14 protein-coding genes and 1 tRNA gene are annotated in these 24,294 nt (G+C 33.4%); 6 read left to right on the top strand and 9 right to left on the bottom strand.

The window, feature by feature from the left end; all coding sequences use genetic code 11:
- On the top strand, positions 1-632 hold a 632-nt coding region (locus tag AC23MC_RS13870), incomplete at its 5' end, for a T9SS type A sorting domain-containing protein (protein ID WP_487568912.1).
- Between the two features lie 215 nt (positions 633-847).
- On the opposite strand, the gene bioB is transcribed toward AC23MC_RS13870, so the two are convergent.
- The 3 genes from bioB to AC23MC_RS13855 form a co-directional block, all read right to left on the bottom strand.
- The gene (bioB, locus tag AC23MC_RS13865) at positions 848-1,933 is read right to left on the bottom strand and encodes a biotin synthase BioB (RefSeq protein ID WP_487568913.1); all 1,086 of its coding nucleotides are present in this window, start codon (positions 1,931-1,933) and stop codon (positions 848-850) included.
- Between the two features lie 74 nt (positions 1,934-2,007).
- Positions 2,008-3,342 (bottom strand): HTTM domain-containing protein, encoded by a 1,335-nt coding sequence (locus AC23MC_RS13860; RefSeq protein WP_487568914.1) that lies wholly within the window; start codon positions 3,340-3,342, stop codon positions 2,008-2,010.
- Positions 3,342-4,268, bottom strand: coding sequence for a bifunctional riboflavin kinase/FAD synthetase (locus AC23MC_RS13855; RefSeq protein ID WP_487568915.1), 927 nt, complete (start codon positions 4,266-4,268; stop codon positions 3,342-3,344). Before AC23MC_RS13855 ends, AC23MC_RS13860 begins: the two co-directional genes overlap by 1 nt.
- Positions 4,269-4,432: 164 nt before the next feature.
- Between AC23MC_RS13855 and AC23MC_RS13850 the strand changes: the two genes are divergently transcribed.
- Both AC23MC_RS13850 and AC23MC_RS13845 read left to right on the top strand, forming a co-directional pair.
- Complete coding sequence (locus AC23MC_RS13850; protein WP_487568916.1) at positions 4,433-7,081, top strand: zinc-dependent metalloprotease; 2,649 nt, start codon at positions 4,433-4,435, stop codon at positions 7,079-7,081.
- Between the two features lie 104 nt (positions 7,082-7,185).
- Entirely contained in the window at positions 7,186-10,476 is a 3,291-nt protein-coding gene (locus AC23MC_RS13845) for a zinc-dependent metalloprotease family protein (RefSeq protein ID WP_487568917.1), read from the top strand.
- Between the two features lie 68 nt (positions 10,477-10,544).
- Here the strand turns inward: AC23MC_RS13845 and AC23MC_RS13840 are convergent, their stop codons facing one another.
- The 4 genes from AC23MC_RS13840 to AC23MC_RS13825 form a co-directional block, all read right to left on the bottom strand.
- Positions 10,545-11,048 carry a hypothetical protein gene (locus AC23MC_RS13840; RefSeq protein WP_487568918.1) on the bottom strand — a complete coding sequence of 168 codons (504 nt, stop codon included), beginning with the start codon at positions 11,046-11,048 and terminating at the stop codon, positions 10,545-10,547.
- A 38-nt stretch (positions 11,049-11,086) separates the two neighbouring features.
- The gene (gene pth, locus AC23MC_RS13835; RefSeq protein WP_487568919.1) at positions 11,087-11,710 is read right to left on the bottom strand and encodes an aminoacyl-tRNA hydrolase; all 624 of its coding nucleotides are present in this window, start codon (positions 11,708-11,710) and stop codon (positions 11,087-11,089) included.
- Positions 11,711-12,029: 319 nt separating this feature from the next.
- Positions 12,030-12,638: a 50S ribosomal protein L25/general stress protein Ctc gene (locus AC23MC_RS13830; RefSeq protein ID WP_487568920.1), complete on the bottom strand. Its 609-nt coding sequence runs from the start codon at positions 12,636-12,638 to the stop codon at positions 12,030-12,032.
- A gap of 106 nt (positions 12,639-12,744) precedes the next feature.
- Entirely contained in the window at positions 12,745-13,686 is a 942-nt protein-coding gene (locus AC23MC_RS13825) for a ribose-phosphate pyrophosphokinase (RefSeq protein WP_291091646.1), read from the bottom strand.
- 154 nt (positions 13,687-13,840) lie between these two features.
- Here AC23MC_RS13825 and AC23MC_RS13820 point away from each other — a divergent pair.
- From AC23MC_RS13820 to AC23MC_RS13810, 3 genes are all read left to right on the top strand, one after another.
- Positions 13,841-13,920 (top strand) — tRNA-Leu (locus AC23MC_RS13820).
- Between the two features lie 350 nt (positions 13,921-14,270).
- A complete protein-coding gene (locus AC23MC_RS13815) occupies positions 14,271-17,627 on the top strand; it encodes a TM0106 family RecB-like putative nuclease (protein ID WP_487568922.1) in 3,357 nt (1,118 codons plus the stop codon).
- A 210-nt stretch (positions 17,628-17,837) separates the two neighbouring features.
- The gene (locus tag AC23MC_RS13810) at positions 17,838-18,863 is read left to right on the top strand and encodes an AAA family ATPase (protein WP_487568923.1); all 1,026 of its coding nucleotides are present in this window, start codon (positions 17,838-17,840) and stop codon (positions 18,861-18,863) included.
- Here AC23MC_RS13810 and AC23MC_RS13805 read toward each other — a convergent pair.
- Positions 18,852-21,299, bottom strand: a complete 2,448-nt coding sequence (locus AC23MC_RS13805) for a S8 family peptidase (RefSeq protein WP_487568924.1) — start codon at positions 21,297-21,299, stop codon at positions 18,852-18,854. The two genes, AC23MC_RS13810 and AC23MC_RS13805, sit on opposite strands and share 12 nt — an antisense overlap.
- Before the next feature lie 42 nt (positions 21,300-21,341).
- Complete coding sequence (locus tag AC23MC_RS13800) at positions 21,342-24,224, bottom strand: type I restriction endonuclease subunit R (RefSeq protein ID WP_487568925.1); 2,883 nt, start codon at positions 24,222-24,224, stop codon at positions 21,342-21,344.
- Positions 24,225-24,294: the final 70 nt, after the last annotated feature.

Genomic DNA, 24,294 nt, shown 5'->3' with positions numbered 1-24,294 from the left:
ATGGAGCAGCATGTTCTGTATTTAGTCCAATAGCCCCAGAGGCACAAATAGAAGGATGTGGAACAGAGGCAGGTTTAGCACCGGCTAATTTGAACACGGTAATTTATGCTACTCCAACATCAGGAGCAACACAATACCGTTTCACTTTAACAGACGGTGGAAGCTATAGTCAAGTGTACACAACGAGCACAAGAACGTTTAGATTAAGCAACTTTAATGCCTTGTCACCATTGACACCGGGCGGAAGCTATTCTGTAATGGTTGAGACGTTGGTTTACGGATTCTATTACCTTGGAAAAGATTGTAACATTACCGTACCAGGTGGTGGAGCTATCATTAGACCAACGGAAGTAGTGAAAGAAACAGTGGCCAGCGAATTACCAACAGAATTCAAAGCAATTGCTTATCCAAACCCATTTGCTACAAGTTTTGCACTTGATGTAAAAACTTCGAATACAGAAAAAGTAAGCTTAACTGTGTATGACATGGCAGGCAGACTATTAGAAGTAAAAGAAGTAAATGCAAGTGAAGTAGCCAACTATCAATTTGGAGATCGTTATCCATCAGGAGTTTACAACGTGATTGTAACCCAAGGAGAAGAGACCAAAACGGTACGTGTGGTGAAACAATAAGTTTCTAAGATACAAGGCAACTGAGTTGCTGAGTTAAATAAAGAGAAGCCTCCGAGAAATCGGAGGCTTTTTTTGTTTGGTAGTTGTTCGGTCTTGAAATAGGTTAGCGGTAAATAGACTTAGTGGGGAATTAACGATAATAAAAAATGCTCTTAACAATATTGTTAAGAGCATTTTAAAAAGGGATAATTATTTTTTGTAATTAAAGTTAAAATTTACTTTCTTTTAACTGAAACTTCCACATTACGTTCTATTGTATGACCCGGTCTTGTCCATTTTGGTTTTTCGCCTAATGCTTGTAGTTGCGAATCTTGTGCTTCAACTGTTTTGGGCTGTAATCCTTTTTCAAATGGTTTTTGAGGTTTTAAACCTAATAATTCAAACATTTTCATGTCTTCATTAACATCTGGATTGGGAGTGGTAAGCAATTTGTCTCCTGCAAAAATTGAATTTGCTCCGGCAAAAAAGCACATTGCCTGACCTTCTCTATTTATTTCTGTTCTTCCGGCAGATAAACGAACCTGTGTTTCGGGCATCACAATTCTAGTTGTGGCAACCATTCTAATCATTTCCCAAATTTCAATAGGTTTTTGATTTTCCATAGGAGTTCCTTCAACGGCAACGAGTGCATTGATTGGAACGGATTCCGGTTGCGGATTCAAATTTGATAATGTCACTAACATGTCTGCTCTATCTTCAATACTTTCTCCCATTCCAATTATTCCGCCACTGCAAACAGTTATGTTTGTTTTTCTAACGTTGTTAATGGTTTGCAAACGGTCTTCAAAACCACGGGTTGAAATTACTTCTTTGTAAAATTCCTCAGAAGTATCAAGGTTATGGTTGTAGGCATATAGTCCAGCTTCGGCCAAACGGTGAGCTTGATTTTCTGTAAGCATGCCCAGCGTGCAGCAAACTTCCATGTCAAGTTTATTTATGGTGCGAACCATTTCAAGCACTTGATCAAATTCCGGCCCATCTTTTACGTTTCTCCATGCTGCACCCATGCACACACGCGAAGAACCCGATGTTTTGGCTCGTAAAGCTTGTGCTTTAACATGTGGAACACTCATTAAATCATTTCCTTCCACTTTAGTATCGTAGCGAGCAGCTTGCGGGCAGTAGCCACAATCTTCTGAACAACCTCCAGTTTTAATAGAAATTAGCGTTGAAACTTGAACTACATTAGGGTCATGATGTGCTCTGTGTATTGAGGCAGATTCAAACAACAAATCCATCAAAGGTTTGTTATATAAAGCAAGTATCTCCTCCTTCGTCCAATTGTGTTTTGTGGTATTCATAAAATTTTATTATATGTCAAAAGTACTTAATTTCTTTAGATGAATCAGAAGCAAAGCAGTAGATTTTTTAAAATTTATTTCTGCATTACATTTCCTTCTTTATCATAAAGAACTATCCATTCATTATGGCCAAAATAGTTCCATTTTGCTTGTGCAAAATCAACCGATGGATCGATAAACGTTTTATATGGATGATGATTGACCGATAGTTTAGAGTCGATATAAATGCTAACATCTATTCCTTTTGCTTCATATTCTTTTTTAATATGTTGAGCCATTTGCCAAATTCCATCCGGTTTACTGGTTACTAATGCAAGTTGTTTTCGAGTAAGTTTTTCTACAATGTTATAAGGAATTTCTTCTTTTGTTTTTTTGTTGACTACTTTAAAGTTTGTAATACCGGTTTTTTGTCTAAGCATCATTCGCCAGCTTAACCGATGAGCTTCTTCTGTCCAAAGCACATCGCCTTTAATAAAATAATGTCTGACGGGAAGAATGAATTGGATAATAAAAAAGGGTATAAAAAAATAAGTAATTGCCTTTGAATAGGAAAATTGTTTGGATAAATCTTCTGGTTGAAGAATTGGTTTGTTTTTGAAAAAAATAGTTCGAATGGTTTCCGGCGAGTAGAAAAAGACAATAAAACTCAATGCAAAATAGGGGAAAATTCCAATTTGCAAGGTGATTGAATTAAATAAATGAAAAACCAAGCTTGCCAAAAAGGCAATGTTTCTGGTTTTTTTCCAAAGAAGTGCAGGTATGATAAGTCCATCAAAGAAAATTCCGGCATAAGCAATACTTATATGAAACCAATGTTCTGTGAAAATTGGTCCTAAAACAGGAAAATTAGATTGGCTTGAAAACAAAATCTTTGTAAATGTGCCATTCAACCAATCGGGATAGAACTTAGCCAAGGTGGCAAAAAAGTAAACTATCGTCATTTGAAGAATCATAACCCATGAACACCATCTAGGCATAGTTAGGTTTTGTATGGATGGATTTCTTTTCGCATCTATTGAGGCATATTGATTAGCAGGCAAAAAGAGCATTATTAAACACACTAAAATCAGCAAATAATAATGATTATTATAGGATGCTTTTTGCATTAAATAAACAGCTGTCCACATCAAAGTATATAATCCTACTGCATAACGATATTTGTAGCCAAGCATAATAAAAATACCCAAAATCCCCATTATAACAAAATAGACATACATGCCATAGCCCGGAAGAGGAACCAGAAAATCAAAACCTATGTGAGGAATGGAAACTGTGGGTTCTATCAAATTTTTTTTAACCCAGCCTGTAAAAATGGAAACAATGCTTTCTGCGGTAATCAAAAGACCTAGGCTAATCCTAAATAGAATTAATGGTGAGTTATCAATTGGTTCAAACGCTCTTTTTAGCATTACAATGAGTTTATATAGTGAATTGCAAAAGCTTTATCTTTTAAAAGTTGTTCTTTTAATTTTTCTACATTTTCAAATTTCACTTCGTCCCGTATTCGATCTAAAAGTTGAATTTGCATTTTTTTAGAATATAAATCTTTATCAAAATCAAAGAAATGAATTTCAATTGATTTGGATTCTCCATTTACAGTTGGGTTAAATCCGATATTCATCATACCATAAACCAATTTATTTTCTATCCAACTTTGAACAATATAAACACCGTTTTTAGGAATTAATTTATAAGATTCTTGTATTTGTAAATTTGCGGTAGGAAAATCTAATGTTCTCCCAATTCCTTTTCCTTGGGTTATTGTTCCGGTTAAAAGATAAAAATAACCCAAATAGTCATTGGCTAATTTTACATTACCTTCCATTAAAGCATTTCTAATTTTTGTTGAGCTTACAGAAACTTCATCAATTTCCTGAGCAGAAATTTGTTCTACTTCAAAATCATATTTTTCACCAAATTCAATTAAATCATTAATGTCTGCCGTTCTATTTCTTCCAAAACGATGGTCATAACCAATAATTATTTTTTTAACGTTAAATTGATTAACTAAGATTGTAGAAACAAATTCTTCGGCGGTTAGTCTTGAAAAGGCTTGGTCAAATGGATGGATAATTAAATTATCAAGACCCAATTTTTCCAGTAGTTCTGTTCTTTCTTCGATTGTGTTTAATAATTTTATTTCACTGCTGTCTTGCAGCACCATTCTTGGATGAGGAAAAAAAGTGAGCACTAAACTTTCACAAGAAGAAGATGCATTTTGTAGTAGTTTTTCAATAATTGTTTTGTGTCCAAAATGAACCCCGTCAAAAGTTCCCAGTGTTAACACTGTTTTGTTTTTAGGTTTAAAGTTGTATATGGATTGAAAAGTTTTCAAAGATATTTTTTTTACAAATTTAATTATTATAAAAATAAATACAACAACTTTACAATTAATAAGAATATTCTAATTGAAAGAATTAAAAAATTATGTAAATCATTAAAAATAAATTAGAATTATTAAAAATATGATATATTTGTTGCCTAATTAATTTCCAAAAAATGAAAAAAATAATACTATTAACCTTGTTTACAGTTATGTCTTTTTTTGACATGAGTGCTCAAAAAAATAATTTTTGGAGCCCTGTAAATGAAAATGTTACAGCGGTTAACAAAACCGCCCAAAGAGATTCATTCCCTTCAGATTTTGCTTTGTATAATCTCAATATTGAGGCGTTTAGAGCTGCTTTGGCAGCTGCTCCTGATCGATTTTTATCGCAAGAAGGTGTAATCATTACGTTGCCAAATTCTAGAGGAGAAATGGAACGATTTGAAATGTTTGAAGCTTCTAATTTTGACCCTGAACTTCAAGCTCAATTCCCAGAAATAAGATCGTATATCGGGATTGGGATTGACGATCCAAAAGCTCAACTTCGATTAAGTATTGACCCGAATGGTGTTCAAACCATGGTGTTTAGAGCAGGCAAAAGAAATGAATTCATGGAACCTTATTCAGAAAGTGGATTGATTTATGCTTCATATGAGTCATCCAGACAAAAAGGAAAAATGCCTTTTACTTGTTCTACAGTAGATCATGCTGTAAGCAACCGTCTTTCGGATGAAGTTGGTGATCAAGAAATAATGGCAAATAACAGTGTTTTAAAAACTTTCCGATTAGCCATTTCTTGTACAGGTGAATATGGTGCTTATCATGGCGGAACTGTTGCCGGAGCGTTAGCAGCAATGAATGCCACAATGACGAGAGTTAATGGTGTTTTTGAAAGAGATTTAGCGGTAAGATTAAATATTATTGCAACAAATAATTTAGTTGTTTATACAAATGCAGGTTCAGATCCTTATTCACCAGCATCTGGAATAGATAATTGGAATGCTGAACTTCAAAGCACATTAACAAGCGTAATTGGCGAGGCAAATTATGATATTGGACACTTGTTTGGAGCAACAGGTGGAGGAGGAAACGCCGGATGTATTGGGTGTGTATGCGTAAATGGTCAAAAAGGTAGTGCTTATACATCACCGTTAAATGGTATTCCTGCTGGAGACCTTTATGATATTGACTATGTAGCTCATGAAATGGGTCACCAATTGGGAGCAAATCACACATATTCTGAAATTAATGAAGGATCAGGTGTAAATGTTGAGCCGGGAAGTGGTTCTACCATTATGGCCTACGCAGGAATTATGGAAAATAATGTGCAAAATAATAGCGATGATTATTTTACATATAGAAGTATTTTACAAATTCAAAACAATTTAGCAAACAAAGCGTGTGCAAACAACACTCCATTAAGCAATCCTGCTTTAACCATAACTTCTGGTGGAAACTGGACTATTCCAAATGGAACTGCTTTTATTCTAACAGGAACAAATCCAACCAATAACCCGGGAGCAACTTTTACTTGGGAACAAAATAATACAGCCACAAATCAAGTTACAGGGGCAAACAGTATTTGTTATCCTACTAAACCAGCAGGGCCAAACTTTAGATCTTTACCTCCCGTAAGCACTCCGGTGCGTTATATGCCGGCACTTAGTTCGGTATTAAATAACAATTTAACTACAACATGGGAATCTGTTTTAACTATTCAACGAACAATGGCCTTTACGTTAACCGCAAGAGACAATGTTGCCAATAATGGTCAAACAAGTACAGTATCGGCTAGTATCACTACTAGTGGTAGTATTGGTCCATTTTCTGTTACTTCACAAAATACGAGTGGTATTTCTTGGGAACAAGGCTCTACACAAACTATTACCTGGAATGTTAACGGCACAACTGGTTTAACAGGATCAAACAATGTAGATATTTTATTGTCAACAGACGGCGGTCAAACGTTTGCTACTGTTTTAGCATCTGGAACTCCTAATGATGGTTCGCATACAATTACGGTGCCTAATGTAGCTGCACCATTTTGTAGAATTATGATAAAACCAACGGGCAACATTTATTATGCTTTAAACACCACGCCTTTTTCAATTGGTTATACAGTAACTACTACATGTAATACTTATAACTATACTACTCCTTTTGCAATTCCTGATAACGGATCAACTTTTACAACCGCTTCACTTAACATACCAACTAATGTTACGATTAGTGATGTAAACATTGGTGTAAATGTAACGCACTCTTATTTAGGAGATTTATTAATTGCTGTGTTAGGACCTGGAAACAATCAAGTTAATTTGTTTGAAAGACAATGTGCAGAAAACCAAAATTTAAATGTTGTGTTTGATGGTAGTGGCACCACTCTTGCTTGTGCTTCACCAACTGTTGGAACTTTTCAACCGGCTCAAACTCTAAATGTTTTTAACGGATTACAATCTGGTGGCAATTGGATTTTTGGTATAAATGATAATTTTGCTCAAGATACAGGAACGGTTAACTCTTTTTATATTGAAGTTTGTTCACAGGAAATAACATTATCTGCACCTGATTTCGGATTTGACGATTTTGTAGTTTATCCTAATCCTAACAAAGGAGATTTCTCTGTTCAATTTAGCAATTCTACCGGCGATGTAACAGTTTCTGTTCATGATATGAGAGGTCGTTTGGTCTATGAAAATCAATTTGGAGGAGGTGATTCATTTAATCAAAACATTACGTTAAATGATGCTCAAACTGGAGTCTATTTATTAAGTGTTACCGATGGTAATCGCAAAGAAGTGAAACGAGTAATTGTTGAATAAAATTCACACTTTTTGTCAATATAGTAAAAGACCGTCAATTTTGACGGTCTTTTTTTTGGTTTTTTTCAAAAAAATTGATTATTTTTAAACCCAAAAAAAAATTTATGAAAAAAATATTATTCTTATTGTTTTGCTTACTGATTTCCTTGGTCAGCCATTCGCAAAAGAACTTTTGGGAAAAGATGCCAAACGAGAATGTCTCACCAATTCAAAGAGTTCAACGCACAACAATTCCTTCTAAGTTTGATGTTTATGCTTTAGATTTACAAAGTTTTAAAGCAGAATTACTTCAAGCACCTAAAAGAGAAACGGCAAACACGCTTTCTAATGTGATAGTCAGTTTCCCACAAGCATCAGGTGAATTTGAAAGTTTCAGAATTTATGAAGCTTCTGTAATGCATCCAGATTTGCAAGATCAATTTCCTGATATCAAGTCATATGTTGGTATTGGAGTGGAAAACAAAACGGCTATGGTGCGATTCAGCACAACACTATTTGGTGTTCACGCCATGCTTTTTGCTGCAGATAGTGAAGTGAATTATATTGATACCTATACAAAGGATCTAAGTCAATATATTGTTTACTCCAGAAAAAATATACAATCCAGCTCAGATTTCAGTTGTTTGGTTGAAGATGAAATTGCTGAAGAAGTAGATGGTATTCATTTTTCTCCAAGAAATAATAACAGTATTGAATCCAATACCGGCATATTTAGAACCTATCGTTTAGCCATGGCATGTACCATCGAGTATGCACAATTTCATTGGCAAGCAGCCGGAATGACAGCGGGAACTCCCGTAGCTACTCGAAAAACAGCAGTTTTGTCTGCAATGAATGTTTCTATGACGAGAGTTAATGGAATTTATGAAAGAGACATGTCGTTGACCATGCAGTTAGTACCAAATAATTTAGATGCTATATTTATAACTAGTGACAATTTTGATAACAATAACGCACAGGTTTTAATAGGTCAAAGTCAATCAGTAATTGACCAAGTTATTGGAATAGCAAATTATGATATCGGTCATACCGTTAGCACCGGTGGCGGAGGTTTGGCACAGCTTAACTCTCCCTGTACAGGAAGTAAAGCTAGAGGAATTACTGGTTCGTTTGCACCCGTTGGAGATCCTTTTGATGTGGATTATGTTGCTCATGAAATGGGTCATCAATTTGGAGCTACTCATACTTTTAACAATTCTTGTAGCGGAAACAGGACTAATTCAACAGCGATTGAACCTGGTAGCGGAAGTACAATCATGGCTTATGCTGGTATTTGTTCGCCAAACGTTCAAAATAATTCAGATTCCTATTTTCACGCAGTTAGTTTAGCTCAAATGGATAATTTTGTTTCCGGAAATGGCAATTGTTCAAACAACATCAATAACAATAACGATGCACCCGTAATTCAACCCATTCCAAATTATACAATTCCAAGAAGTACAGCTTTTGTTTTAGAAGGAAATGCAACCGACGCAAATGGTAACACATTAACTTATTGTTGGGAACAAACAGACAATGGAATTGCCACTCAACCCCCAACCGCTGACGATGATGCAAATGGTCCAAGATTTCGTTCAAGAGCTCCTTCATCTAGAACAGATAGATACATGCCTTTTATGAACACAATTTTAGCAGGAGGAACTTCTAATTTATGGGAAGTAGTTCCATCTATCGCAAAAACGATGAAGTTTGCTTTGGTTGTTAGAGACAATGCAACACCAAATGGAGGGCAAACAGCCAGAACAAATATGACTGTGACAACAGTTGCAAATGCAGGTCCTTTTTTGGTAACAGCACCAAATACAAATGTTTCTTGGGTCGCCGGTTCAAATCAAACGGTTACTTGGGATGTTGCCGGCACCACTGCTAATGGAGTAGATACTCCTTATATTGATATTTATTTATCAACAAATGGAGGATCAACTTTTCCGGTTTTGTTAGCAAGCAAAGTGCCTAATGATGGTTCAGAAGTTATCACCGTACCTAATACGGTTGGAACTAACAATAGAATAATGGTAAAAGGACATAAAAATATATTTTTAGATGTATCTAATACAAGTTTTTCAATAACTGCTCCCACTTCAATGATGGCGATTGCTTTTAATGGAGTTGTGGGAGAACAAAATAAATCAGTTTGCCAAGGAAGTAATGTTGTTTATAACTTAGCGTATCAAACATTTGCCGGATTTAGTGCCAATTCAACTTTTTCTGCAACTGGTAATCCTGCCGGAACAACAGTCTCTTTCGTACCTGCATCTGCATCAGCACAAGGAACAATTCAAATGCAAGTTACCACAAGTATTACAACGCCAATTGGATTGCACACCATTGCTGTAACGGCAACTTCCGGAGCAATTACAAAAACTGTCAATATGTATTTAGACGTTGTAAGTGGTAACTTTAATGTTTTAACATTAATAACGCCTGCAAATGGTGCAGTAGTAGAGCCTTCGGGTGTGCCTTTTGTTTGGTCTGCAGATCCAAATGCCACTACGTATTCAATTCAAATTGCAACAGATTCGTCATTTTCAACAATTTTAGAGGAAAATGTAGTAGCTAGTAATAGTTATTCTTCATCAGATTTGCCAAACGCTTCTACATTATATTGGAGAGTTGCACCAGGAAATAGCTCTTGTTCAGGAGCTTATTCCTCTGCGTTTACTTTTTCTACAACCTATTGTGGATCAGTAGATTCAACAGATGTTCCTATTGAAATTCCGTCTTCGGGTACTTCGACAGTAAATTCGACATTGACAATTCCGGCAATAGATAATGTTATAATACAAAAAATTTCAGTCAATTTAAATATTTCTCATTCGTGGATAAATGATTTGATTGTAACTTTAATCAGTCCATCCGGAACACAAGTACAGTTAATCAACAGAGAATGTAATCCTAATCAAGAAGATGCAGATGCAGTGGCTACTTTTGATGATAGTGGTGTTGTTTTAGTTTGTGAAGCTAATCCTGCCATTTCAGGGGTTATTATTCCTCAACAACCTCTTTCTGCTTTAAACGGTCAAAATTCGCAAGGACAATGGACGCTTAGAGTGCAAGATGTATTTGATGCAGATGGTGGTGCAATTAATAGCTGGAGTTTAACTATTTGCAGTGAAAATGCTCCGGCAAGTATTGAAGATAATAGCAATTTAAATTTTGGATTGTATCCAAACCCTACCAAAGGTAATTTCTCAATTCAAATGAATAATGTTCAAGCAGATAAAGTTGGAATTGCTGTTTATGATTTACGTGGTCGATTGATTTTTGATCAATCTTATTCAAGCAATGGAACTTTCAATCAAGAAATTCAATTAGCAAATCCGCAAGCAGGAATTTATTTAGTAAAAGTTTCTGATGGAAATAATAAAGAAGTGAAACGTTTAATAGTGGAATAAAATAGTGTAAACAAAAAAAAAGACGGCACTGCTTCAAAGCAATGCCGTCTTTTTATTTTAATAGAAGATTATTTTACAGTAACACTTTTGATAATCTGTGGCACTTTATCGCAGGTAAAATTTAAATCGAAGCGTATGTCATTCTTAGCCGATAGTTGTAAATTTCCTTTGTCTATTTTAAAATAACCGGTTTGTCCTTTGCAAAAACAATGACGACCAAAAATTAGTTTGGTTTGTTGAAGTTCAGAATCAGTTAGGTCTACTGATTTATCTGAATTTTTAATTTCAAAAATAATGTCTTCGCGATAATGACCGTCTTGCAAATTGGCTTGTGTGGTTTTGTTGTATTGGTAGTGAATTACGGTTGTTCCTTCTTGGTCTTTGATGTCATAATACATTCCGCCCAAATCATCATAATGCAGAATGAGTTGTTTGTTTTTTAAAATTTCCACTTCACACGTTCCGTCTTGTGGACATTCACTACTGAGTTTTGGCATAGTTGATGAAACGTTTTTTTGAGCGTTACAAGAAAATAATAATCCGAATAAAAAGAGTACAATTATTTTTTTCATGGTTGAGGTTTTAATGAATGTTTCAAAAAGCAAGCCAATTATTTTCCGTTGAATTCGTTCATTGTGTTGCTTAATCCGGCTAAAGCAAACGATTGAATGATTTGAGACGATAATTCTAATCGTTCGGTTAGTTTTGATTTTTCTTCTTCGTCCCATTCGCCCAAAACGTAACTCACTTGTTGTCCTTTTTTAAATTGGTCGCTAATGCCAAATCGAAAACGTGGATATTCGGTGGTATTTAATAAACTTTGGATACTTTTTAATCCGTTGTGACCGCCATCGCTTCCTTTGGTTTTGATGCGGATGGTGCCGAAACTTAGGTTTAAATCGTCGGTGATAACTAAAATATTCTCTTTTTCGATGTTTTCTTTTTCCATCCAATATTTCACCGCTTTTCCGCTGAGGTTCATATAGGTGTTGGGTTTTAAGAGAATCAATGTTCGTCCTTTGATTTTGAATTCGGCTACATCACCCAACTTGGCTGTTTGAAAACTGATGCTTTCTTTTTTGGCAAAATGGTCGAGTATTTTGAATCCGATGTTGTGGCGAGTATTGATATATTCGGCTCCGATGTTTCCGAGTCCGACGATTAGAAATTTTTTCATATCCGGTGCTGTAACGGTTTTTTGGGTTTGAAAAAGTGATGTAATCCAGTTGATCATTCTGCAAAAGTACGAAAGTTTCTAATTCTAGCCGATTTTGATTTGGAGCACGTTCTACCCCTGATGGTAACGGAAAGCCTTGTGCAGCCAAAACCGATTTTTTCTTGCCGACCCAAAGCGACCAACGGAAGCTCTTGGGGCGGCTTAGAAAAAACGGGTTTGGCATACAAGCTTGTAGTGAACAGCAGGATTGGGTTCTAAAAAAAGTTGTCGGTTGTCGGTTGAGAGTTTTCTGGGATTGTGTTTCTGAAAAAAAGTTCAGAATACAAAAAAAAAGCACCGGCGTGAACCGATGCTTTTGCTATTGAGAAAATTGAAATTATTTTTTCTTTTTTGCTCCACCTTTTTCTGCTTTTGCAGCTTCTTGAGCGGCTTTCATAGCGGCACGTGAAATTCTCACTTGAGCTACAACAGTGTTGTCCGGGTGCATTAATTTGAAGTTGTTGGTTTCAATTTTTGTAACGTATAATTTGTTACCCATTTCTAATGGCGTGATGTTCGCTTCTACGAAATCAGGAAGATTTTTTGGTAAAGCTTTCACTTTTAATCTTCTTTGGTTTAAACGTAAAACTCCACCGGCTAATACACCTGGCGATGTTCCTGTTACTTTTACAGGGATTTCCATAATGATTTCTTTGTCGTCTTTTAACGCATAGAAGTCGATGTGTAAAATTTTGTCTGATACTGGGTGAAATTGGATGTCTTGTAAAATTACATCTGCTTTTTTACCGCTATTTAGTTCGATTACAACAGTGTGTGCGTTTGGAGTGTACACCAAGTTTTTGAACGCTTTTTCTTCTGCTGTAAAATGCACTGGTTGATCTCCTCCGTAAATAACGCAAGGAACCATTCCAGCATCACGTACGGCCTTCGTTGCCTTTTTGCCTACGTTTTCTCTTTCTGATCCTTTAATCGTAATCGATTTCATTGTAAATAATATATAGTTAATAATAAAATACTTGTTTGTTGTCAGTTATCAGTTGTCAGTTATTATATGCTAATCACTAATTACTATTCACTAATCACTTAACAATCTACATTAAAAATTTTCCACTGATGGAATTGTTGTGTTGCACCATGTGCATTACTTCTGCAAAAAGCGGTGCACAACTCACCACTCTAATTTTGTTTGATTCTTTCTTTAACGGAATTGAATCGGTTACTATTAATTCGCTCAATTTTGAGTTTTCAATTTTTTCGTACGCATCGCCGGATAAAATGGCGTGTGTACAAATGGCTCGAACGCTCAGAGCTCCTTTTTCAATCATTAAATCGGCTGCCTTTGCAAGGGTTCCGCCGGTATCAATCATATCGTCTACTAAAACGACGTTTCTTCCTTTTACTTCTCCGATAAGTTCCATTGTATCGATCACGTTGGCAACTTTTCGTTGTTTGTAACAAATTACAACATCCGATTCTAAAAATTTAGAATAGGCGTAGGCTCTTTTGGAACCGCCCATATCGGGGGAAGCAATCGTTAGATTCTCCAAATTCAAACTTTTTACATACGGCAAAAAGATGGTGGATGCGAACAAATGGTCAACCGGTTTTTCAAAGAAACCTTGAATTTGATCGGCGTGTAAATCCATTGTCATAATTCGGGTTGCTCCGGCTGTTTCTAATAATTTTGCTACTAGTTTTGCTCCGATTGGCACTCTTGGTTTGTCTTTTCTGTCTTGTCTGGCCCATCCGAAATAAGGAATTACAGGGGTTATGTGTCTGGCTGATGCCCTTTTCGCGGCATCAATCATCAACAAAAGTTCCATCAGGTTGTCGGCACTTGGAAAAGTGGAGCAAACGATGAAGACCCGCAATCCGCGAATGGATTCTTCAAAAGACGGTTGAAACTCGCCGTCACTATATTCAGAGAACGTTACTTTTCCTAGCGGAATTCCATAGTTTTTGGCTATTTGTTCGGCTAAGTATACACTTTTTGAACAAGCAAATATTTTTGCTTCCGGTTCGTTGTGTGACATTTTAATTCGTTGTTATGTAGTTAGTTAGTTGTGTGTCGCCTAAACGAGGTGCAAATTTAGAAATAAAAATCAACTTGTAAAGCAATTTTTCCACATTTTTCTTGAAAATGTGTCAAAAAATTATTTACATTTGCACCCACAAATAAGCATCCCTGCCCGGATGGCGGAATTGGTAGACGCGCACGACTCAAACTCGTGTACTTAGGTGTGTGGGTTCGATTCCCACTCCGGGTACTTTTAAAAACCTCTAAAGTGTTGGCAATCAGCAATTTAGAGGTTTTTTATTTTATTTTTTGCCGAAATTTTGCCGAAAATCATTTCTTATATTTGCTAAAACATTTCTTAATTAAATATTGTCTAATTTCATTTTTAGCAATTAAATCTTTCTCGTAAATTAGATTTTCATTTAATTTGTTTTCTATCATTTTATGTAATTTATATAATTCTTCGTAGGTAAGATGAATTGCAACGTTATAAACTGTTTGTGCTTTCATTTTTTATCTTATTTAAATAAAATTAATTATTAAATTTAGAAAATTTAATTTGTCCTTGTCATCAAATTAATTAAAAGTAATAAAACTAAAATGAGAAAAGCACATAATCAAATCATATTTTCAGCATCAGATTTATCCAACCATATTCATTGTAAACATTTGACTAATCTTAATTATGATGTGGTTCAAGGTTTAAAAGATAAACCAATTAGTACTAATAGAGTTTTGGATGTTTTAAGAGAAAGAGGTATTAATTTTGAAAATTCTTTTTTAAGTGATTTGGAAACTAAAGGATATGTAATCATTAAGATTTCTCAAGATGATCCAGAAGCTAGACAAAGGACAATTGATGCAATGAGTAAAGGCGTTGATTATATCTATCAAGCGAGATTGAGTAATGATAAATGGCAAGGATGGGCTGATTTTCTTATAAAAGTTAATCAGCCTAGTGATTTAGGTGACTGGTCCTATGAAGTAATAGATACCAAACTATCGACAGAAACAAGAGCTGGCACTATATTACAAATTGCTCTCTATTCTGAAATAATAGCAGAAATACAAGGTGTTTTACCTGAAAATATGTATGTAAGAACACCTGAAAGTGAAATTGTATATCGTGTAAATGATTACATATCTTATTTACGGTTAATTAAAAAACGATTAGAAATTGCTATTGCAACACCATTAAAAACTTATCCAGAACCTTGTTCTCATTGTGATATTTGTAATTGGTGGGAACATTGTAATAGCATTAGAAGAAAAGATGACCATTTGAGTTTTATAGCAGGAATGGGTACTTCTCAGATTAAAGAAGTTAAATTACATGGAATAACAACACTACAAGGAATGGCAGAGATTCCTTTACCAATACCTTTTAAACCCAATAAAGGTTCAAAAGAAACTTTTACAAAATTAAGAGAACAAGCAAGGGTTCAAAATGAAACTAGAAGTTTACAAAAGCCAATTTATGAAGTTATAGAATTAAAGGAAACTACTGGATTTTACAATTTACCTGAACCAACTGATGGAGATATTTATTTAGATTTTGAAGGTGACTCATTAGTGGAACCATCAGGACTAGAGTATTTATTTGGCTGGGTATTTCAAGGAAAATATCATTGCATTTGGGTTTCCAATATGGAGGAAGAAAAAGCTGCATTAGAACAGTTTATCGATTTTGTTTTTGATAAAAGAACTGAGTTTCCAACCTTACATATTTATCATTTCGCACCTTATGAAACTGTAGCTTTAAAGCGAATGATGGGTAAATATGCCACAAAGGAAAATGAAATCGATATTTTATTGCGGACTAATTGTTTTGTTGATTTACATAGAGTTTTAAAACAATCTATAAGAGCAGGTGTTGAAAGGTATTCCTTAAAAGATTTAGAAAAGTATCATGGTTTTGTTAGAGAAATGGATTTACGAAGTTTATCTAAATTCAAAGCTGATTTTGAATTTTTATTGGAAAGTAAAAAATTCGAACTGATTACTGATGAGATGAAACAAGCCATTCAGCTTTATAATCAGGATGACTGTTTTTCTACATTATATTTACATCAATGGTTAGAAAAAGAAAGAGAAAATTTAGTGTCAAATGGAAATACGATAGCTAGACCTATCCCTAATGAAGTAGAAACACCTGAATTTGTTACCGCACATTTGGAACGTATTTTACCTATTTATAAAGCATTAATGCATGAAATTCCACTTGATATAACTGAACGTACGAAAGAACAACAAGCCAGATTAATTTTGGCAAATATGTTGGATTGGTATAGAAGAGAACAAAAATCTTTTTGGTGGGAATTTTTTAGGATTTTAGAATTAGAACCTGATGAATTGTTAGATGAGAAAACAGCTTTGACTTATTTAGAATTTACCGGAACTAGAGAAAATGATAAAAAAAGTGTTATAGATTATTATACTTTTATTAGTCAGGAAAATGAAATAAGACCAGGTAATAAAGTAAAACTAGGTGATGAAAAAACATTAGCAGAAGTAATTGAAATAGATGAAATTAATAATATTGTTAAGTTAAGAAAAGGTCCAAGTATAAAAGATATTCATCCAATTACAATTATTAAATACGAACAAATTAGCACTAAAGATAAAGAAGAAAACTTAATTCGTTTTGCAGAATGGATTGTTACTAATGGTTTTGAGAATGAATTACCTAACTACAAAGTTACACGTAATTTATTGTTAAATAAGTTGCCTCAACTCACACAACCGCTAATTAATACAGATATTTTATTGGAAAAAAGTATTGATTGGGCTACTAAATTAGATTCTAGCTATTTACCTATTCAAGGACCTCCTGGAGCAGGGAAAAGTTTTACTGGAAGCCATATGATTTTTGATTTGATTAAAAAAGGAAAACGTATTGGAATCACTGCTCTTAGTCATAAAGTAATTATCAATATACTTGAAAAAGTAAAACAATTAGCAGATGATGAATCCTTTGATTTGCGAATAATCTACAAAGGTTCTTCAACTGAGAATGAAGATTACCCTTGGACTATGGCTAAAAAAGTCGATGACATTTCTGATTCAATTCACAATTATCATCTCATAGCTGGAACAAGTTTTATGTGGTGTAGTGAAAAACTCAAAGATTCTTTGGATTATTTATTTATTGATGAAGCGGGACAATTTGCATTAATTGACACTTTAGTAGTATCTCATGCTAGCAAGAGTATAATTTTATTAGGTGATCATCAACAATTGAAACAACCCATAAAAGGAGTTCATCCAGAAGGATCTGAAGTTTCTGCATTGGAACATTTGTTAGAAGGAAAGAAAACAATTCCAGTAGAAAAAGGAATCTTTTTAGCTAGTACATGGAGAATGCATCCCAATATTTGTTTTTTTGATTCTGAAATGTTTTATGAATCAAGATTACATTCCATTCAAGGATTAGAGAATCAAAGGATTGAAGGAAATACACAATTTATTGGTTCTGGGTTATTTTATAAATCTGTTGCCCATGAAGGTAATAGCAATATGTCATTAGAGGAAATTAATGCAATTGAAAAAATTGTTCAAGAACTTACAAAGGGTGATGTTTTTTGGTATGATGAAAAAAACGAAAAAAAAGTTTTAGTTGCTAGTGATATAAAAATAATCACACCTTACAATAGTAATGTTTTTGAAATGCAGAAGCGATTACCACATATTCAGATAGGCACTGTTGATAAATTCCAAGGACAAGAAGCACCCGTAGTTATTTATAGTATAGCAAGCTCATCGCCTGAAGATGCTCCGCGAGGAATGGAATTTTTATATAGTCCGAATAGGTTGAATGTAGCTGTTTCAAGAGCTAAGGCAATGTTTATTATGGTAGGAAATCCAAGTATATTTGAACCTGATTGTAAATCACCCGAACAAATTAAATTAGCAAACCCATTTTGTAGGTTTATTGAGCTTGCTAAATTAATTATTTAGAGTTTTTATTTGAATTAACTAAATGAAGCAAACAAAGAATTGATACTAAAAATACTTGCATAACGATAGTTATCGCCACAGTATAAGAGTGATTTTTGTACAGTTGAGCGAGGTTTTATATAAGTAAAATATTACTATTTCTTAATCAATACTTCTAAAATTAAAAGTTGTACAATTTTTGTATATTTGTTCGGAAAACATAGAATAAAAATGAGTCAATTTGATTACATAAAGGATATTGCTAAGTACGGTCTGGAAAACGATCAGGAAAAGTTATTGACTGTATTAAACGAATTGATTGAACACTCTAAAAACACTAAGAAGTTAAACTTTGCGATTCAATTACAATCTATTTTAAAGGATTCTATTCGCTTACAAAAGCACAATAGTTTAACAAAAGTAGGTAGTGACCAATATTTTAATCGATTAGAAGACAAAGAAGTTTCAGATTTAATTCTGGAAAAAATAACTTCTGATTATACTTTGTCTAACATTGTGATTGAAGATAAAGTAAAGCAAGAACTTGAGTTTTTTATTGAGGAACACCATAGACTTGATTTACTTCAACAATTTAACTTACCTGTATCCAATAAATTGTTGTTACATGGACCATCTGGTTGTGGAAAAACATTAGCTTCTTATGTTATTGCCGGTGAATTAAAGAAAATGATGATCGTTCTTAATCTAGGGGCCATCGTATCTTCTAAACTTGGTGAAACAAGTAAAAACTTATCTAAGATATTTAAAAAAGCTGCTTTGGAAGATTGTATTATTTTCCTTGATGAATTTGATAGTATAGGTAAGATTAGAGATTATAGTCAAGACCATGGTGAAATGAAACGAGTTGTAAATACTATTTTACAATTATTTGACTATTTACCTCAAAGTAGTATTGTTATAGCAGCTACCAATCAAAAAGACATGTTAGATGATGCCTTGTTGAGACGTTTTGATAATATTATTACTTTTAGCTTACCAACGGAAAAAGAAATCAAGGAGCTTATCAATCTTACTCTGAAAGATGGAAGGTTTGCCTTTAAGAATAAAAGTGAAGTAACTAAAATTATTAAGGACTGCAAAGGATTATCTTACTATAGTATTCAAAAGACTTTGATTAATTCTATTAAAAAATCATTGTTTGCTTCTGTTGGACAATCAAAAAGCTTAGTTACTTATATTGATACTACTATTTGGAAAAATTTAATAGCTATTGAAAAAGATTCATTAAACATCTAATGAATCTATTTCAATTGTAGTATCTGCATCTAAATCTCCAATTACTTCAAGATTATTAACAAGTTGTATTTCATCATATAGTAATCCTGTTTGATTTCTTGTTGTTTCTTCGATATTAATTACTAATGAAAAAGGAAATTCTTTTGGATAACCTGCTGGTAGTTCTCCAATAATTTGATCGGTAACCAAACAATGCACTGCTAATTTGAATGTGTTTTCTTCATTAATCAAATCACTAACATTTACATTTAAATCTATCTTTTGAGTATTTGAGTATGGTATTGGTTTTGATTTATATCTACCGTTTTGTGACCAAGTCAAACCTGTTTTTAATTTAGAATCTACTTCAACATTTGACTTAATTATATCCTCCGCTTCATGATTTTTGAAAATTGAAAATGCTAGATGAATTGGATTATATGATAATTGATTGTTTTTTATAGGTAAAAAGCTAAAGCATAGCGTTGCTGTAACTTTAAGAATTCTATTTTGTTTGCCTAAATCTGTTTCGGTTAAATATTTAGGAAAATTAATTGGATATACTCTTAAATCATCATCGCTTATACTATCCTCTAATATTAAAGTTGCAGAATTTTCATTTGAAAAAACACTTTTAAAATTATCAATGTAGCCATGCCCTGCAACACGATTCTTTAGTTTTGAAACCGAAGCATCAAAAGGAATCTTATTCAACGAGGCTGAATTAATTATTAAAGCTTTTATTGTTTGTGGATGTAATTCTGGATATTGTTTTTGAATTTTAGCCGCTATGTTGGCTACTAATGGAGTAGAAAAACTTGTTCCCACATCTTTAAATAATCCGATTTCAGGTCTAGCAGAAATTAAATCAATCATTGCATCATCCATATAATCTAAACTTGTTGCATTATAGTAGCCTAAATCACCACCACTTTCAATTACATCTGGTTTGAAATAATTTTTGTTGGACTTATTTCTTGAAAAAATTAAGCTTAAATCTATATTTCCTTTTCTTGAAAATAAGGATGGAAATTCTCTCCCATCTGCAATCCCACAAAATGGACCATTGGCTATATTATCTGCTGCTGCTCCTACAGTGAAATTATTCATACTATCGGCAGGCGTACATATATTCGTTTTTTCGGAATGAAAGTATCCTAAATCGTAAGAACTATTATCGTTAATAGCATCATTATTATTCGCTGTACAAATGAATATTAAACTATCCGTTTCATAAGCAAACTTATCTAATAGAAAAGTATAATCTGAAAAAGTTTCGTTTGTTGTTTTATGTCTATCGTAACAAGTTGTTAATGTAAATATTTTAATTTGAGGATATTTGGCTTTAACCTCGTAAAGCATATTTACTAATTCAATTTCAGAAATGAAACCAGTTCCGCTATTTGATATTTTTATTGATAATGCTTTAGCATCTGCTATAACATCTTGGTTAAATTGATTTAAATGATTGATTTTACCCAAAGTAGCCAAACCTGCAACAGGTGTGCCATGACCATTTCTTTGAAGATTGGCTGTATCTATAAAAGGATCTCCATTTAGAGAAAAACTTCTATCATCAATTAACAATGGTGCAATAGCCGAAGTTGAGCTAATACCTGTATCAATAATTCCAATAATTGGTAAATCTTCATCTGCATTAACAATATTGATACCTTGTGCTCGAGTTACTGTATTAAACTCTCCTGGGCGAACAGTGGTGAAAGCTGAATTTGTAGCACTTTCAATAATATCAAAGTTTTCGATAATTTCTTGAAGTATTTCAGGTGTAGGATTGTTTAATTCTAGTCTATCATTAGGTTCGTCAAATTTAAAATCTAATGATTTCTCTTTTAAATAAGTAAATAATCTTTTTAGAATGTCCGTTTTTAACCTATCATTTAATGGTAGATTCATTAATGATAAATAGACCAATCCTTGCATTTGATCTAAACGAAATTTTACAATTTCTCTTATTTGTAATAACTTGAATGAAGCAATGTACAATACATAATTTTCATATTCCAAGTCTGTTTTGTTTTCTAATTCTTTTTGAATGAATTTATGTACTTCATTCAGAAATACTTGAAACTTTTTATGGTCGATAATTGCAAAAAGTCCTTTTTTACCAAAATCATAAAATGCTACCGCTTCTAAACCAAAATTATTATAATATATTTTGAAAAAATCGCTAATTACAAATTGCCCTTGGAATGTAAATACTACATGGTCTATGTAATGCGGTACATTTAAAGTTTTACTTCTTCTATCATTTTTTATAGCAATGCTTGCAAAGAATCTTTCTCTATCGATTCTAAGCGTTTGTGCTACTCTGTAATAGTTTTTTGGTTCTTCCTCTTCCTCTTCATTTTCTGGTGCAAAACCATATCTGAATTTCATTGGAATAACCTTTTCTAATTGTTGTTCTGAAAGAAGTCTTAAATGTTTTTTATTTGGCATATATCATTTAGTTTTTGAGTAATTATTTTGTTTTAAAATATTTTAAGGATTAATGTTAGAATTGTTTTTTGATTGCCAAATAGAATCAAAAACAAATTCTTTATACCTTCTTTGAAAATCTAAATCGGTTGTGAACTTTTTAAAGATTTCGGTTTGTGAAAATAAATATTGTTGCATTAACTCCTCTACTTTTGAATCAGAGGAAATTTTTGCATTTTGTTTATCTGGTGAAGTGGTTATAGCACCCATTATACGTAGGTCTGCCCTCATAGCTTCTGGGATTTGTTTTGTAAGTATCTCGTTTACTTTGTCTTTGTCAGTCCATTCTATATCACCAAAACGAGTATTGAAAACATTGATGATATTTTCAAGTGTATCAAATTCGCTTTCTTTTTTACCACCACCTACAGTAACTGGAATTGGTTCGACCACACCAGGATCAGCTAATAACATTATTTTTTCTGTGCTCTGTAATGATGGTCTGTAGCTATCCATATTTATCGCTTCAAGAATACCATCTGCAGGATCTATGTTAGTATCAATTACTAACTTAGGCAATAGATTTTTGAGATACCACCACAATTGTTCCCAATATTGATTACTGAAATCTAGTAATTTAGCTAAATAACTATAAGTTCTAATGAATGATTTTACTTTGATTTTAAAATCAATTTTCTTTTCTAAATCTAATTCGTAGTTAAACAAATGAGCAGCAGTATCTAGAATTGGGTCAAGTTTTGTACGCTCTTCATTATTCGCATATTTTTCAAAAAAACTGATTACTACTTCTTCGTTGAAAATCTCAAATTTTTCCAAAGCATCTACTAAATCATTCAGTTTGTTTGGATTGGTTTCTTCACTTAATATGGTTGATGTATAGTAAGGTTCGAAAGCAATTTTAATATCTTCTGCGATATTATAAAAATCCAGAACAAAGGCATCTTTTTTGTACGGTTTGTAAGCTCGGTTTAATCTTGACAAAGTTTGAACCGCTTGAACATCACTTAGTTTTTTATCTACATACATGGTATGTAATAAAGGCTGGTCAAAACCAGTTTGGTATTTATTTGCTACTATTAAGAAGCGATATTCTTTTTTCTTGAAGTTTTTTGGTATATCATTTTTATATGAATCAAAATTATTCATTACCACTTCATCTACTTCAATACCCTTATAATTTCTTTTACCTGAGAAGGCAACAATTGATTTGTAAGGTGATTTTATCTCTTTCAAATATTCATCAAAAGCTTTCTTATATTTAATAGCTGCAAGAATACTTTTAGTAACTACCATTGCTTTGGCTTCTCCATTAATAAGGTGCTTTACATCACGATGAAAATGATCTATCATGATTTTAGCTTTTTCTTTAATAGCGAAATCATGTCCTTCAACATGTGCTCTTAATTTTTTTTGAGCTTCTGAAGTATCAAATTCAGGGTTTTCCTCTACAGATTTTATTAATTTATAATATGATGTATATGTTGTGTAGTTTTCTAAAACATCTATAATAAATTCTTCTTCAATTGCCTGTTTCATTGAATACAAATGAAATGCATCAAATGCCGTTTTTTCTTCACCATTATCAACATAAGTTCTAGGAACACCAAAAGTTTCTAAAGTTTTGTTTTTAGGTGTTGCAGTAAAAGCAAAATACGAACCATTTTTGATCATCTTTCGACTTTCAATCAATTCATTGATTTTGTCTTCCATTGTTTTTTCTTCTTCGTCCTCTTCATCTTCGTCTTTTTCGGCTAGTACAGCATTCATTTTAGCAGAAGTTTCACCACTTTGACTGCTGTGTGCTTCGTCAATAATTATTGCGAATTTAAGCGCTTCTAAACCTTCCATTTCTTTTAATAAATGTGGAAAGGTTTGAATGGTACAAATAATTACTTTCTTTTTGTTAGTTATAGCTTCTCTAAGGTTATCTGTTTTGCTACCTCCATCATTAGTTATAGCCGCTACAATTCCTAGCTTGGGAGAAAATTGTTTAATTTCTTCAGCTAATTGTTTGTCTAATACCGTTCTGTCTGTAATTACAATTACTGTGTCGAACAGATTATTTTCTCCTTTTTTATCGAAAAGCCCATGAAGTTGGTGTGCTAACCAAGCAATGGATTTTGATTTCCCTGAACCTGCAGAATGTTGTATTAGGTATTTTTGACTTATTCCATTATTTTTAGCATGGTCTAAAATTTGACGTACCGCAGTTATCTGATGATAGCGCGGAAAAATCATTTTCTTTTTCTTCTTTCCAGTATCTTCATCTGTTTCTTCTACCACTTGTGCAAACTGGTCGATTATGTTAGCCAAAGAATCTTTGCTTAATATTTCTTCCCAGAGATAGTGCGTTTTGAGTCCGTTAGGATTTACTGGATTACCTGCACCAAATGGTGGAAGCGTTTTTCCATCGTTTAGACCTTTGTTGAATGGAATGAAGGATGAAAATTTCCCTTTGAGCTCTGAGCACATGAAAACTTGTTCTGTATCGGCAGCAAAATGGACCATACAACGGGCAAAAGAAAATATTTTTTCTTTTGGGTCACGGTCATTTAGGTATTGACGAATACCATTTTGCACGGTTTGACCGCTTAAAGGATTTTTAAGTTCTGTAGTAATTACAGGAATACCGTTTACAAAAATGGTTAAGTCTAAACGATTTTCGTGACTCAGACTATAATGTAGTTCTTGAGTTACTGAAAAATTATTAGCGTTATAGCGTGTCGCATCTTTAACATTATAGGCTGAAGAAGGTTTACGATAAAACAGTTCGACAGTTTTATCGAAATGTTTTACCCCTTTGCGCAGTACTTCAATTACACCAAGTTCTTTAATTTTATCGTCTAAGCGCACCAAAAAACTACGTTCTCCTTTGCGTTGAATCATCTCAAACGTTCCTGGTTGTGTAGTTTCAATAAAAGCCATAAGTTGTTTTGTGTTTAAACAAAACTCTCGGTTAAACTCTAAATATGAAGTTTCGGTATACTTGTGCTCA

This window comes from Flavobacterium sp. T50_26 (genome assembly GCF_057652995.1).
This window is presented reverse-complemented; position numbering and strand designations above follow the sequence as displayed.

Excerpts from the sequence above, each read along its gene's own strand:
- AC23MC_RS13805 (WP_487568924.1), bottom strand. The coding sequence starts at position 21,299 with ATGCCAAATAAAAAACATTTAAGACTTCTTTCAGAACAACAATTAGAA.
- AC23MC_RS13850 (WP_487568916.1), top strand. The coding sequence starts at position 4,433 with ATGAAAAAAATAATACTATTAACCTTGTTTACAGTTATGTCTTTTTTT.
- AC23MC_RS13860 (WP_487568914.1), bottom strand. The coding sequence starts at position 3,342 with ATGCTAAAAAGAGCGTTTGAACCAATTGATAACTCACCATTAATTCTA.
- pth (WP_487568919.1), bottom strand. The coding sequence starts at position 11,710 with ATGATCAACTGGATTACATCACTTTTTCAAACCCAAAAAACCGTTACA.
- AC23MC_RS13810 (WP_487568923.1), top strand. The coding sequence starts at position 17,838 with ATGAGTCAATTTGATTACATAAAGGATATTGCTAAGTACGGTCTGGAA.
- AC23MC_RS13815 (WP_487568922.1), top strand. The coding sequence starts at position 14,271 with ATGAGAAAAGCACATAATCAAATCATATTTTCAGCATCAGATTTATCC.
- AC23MC_RS13830 (WP_487568920.1), bottom strand. The coding sequence starts at position 12,638 with ATGAAATCGATTACGATTAAAGGATCAGAAAGAGAAAACGTAGGCAAA.
- AC23MC_RS13845 (WP_487568917.1), top strand. The coding sequence starts at position 7,186 with ATGAAAAAAATATTATTCTTATTGTTTTGCTTACTGATTTCCTTGGTC.
- AC23MC_RS13825 (WP_291091646.1), bottom strand. The coding sequence starts at position 13,686 with ATGTCACACAACGAACCGGAAGCAAAAATATTTGCTTGTTCAAAAAGT.
- AC23MC_RS13800 (WP_487568925.1), bottom strand. The coding sequence starts at position 24,224 with ATGGCTTTTATTGAAACTACACAACCAGGAACGTTTGAGATGATTCAA.
- bioB (WP_487568913.1), bottom strand. The coding sequence starts at position 1,933 with ATGAATACCACAAAACACAATTGGACGAAGGAGGAGATACTTGCTTTA.
- AC23MC_RS13840 (WP_487568918.1), bottom strand. The coding sequence starts at position 11,048 with ATGAAAAAAATAATTGTACTCTTTTTATTCGGATTATTATTTTCTTGT.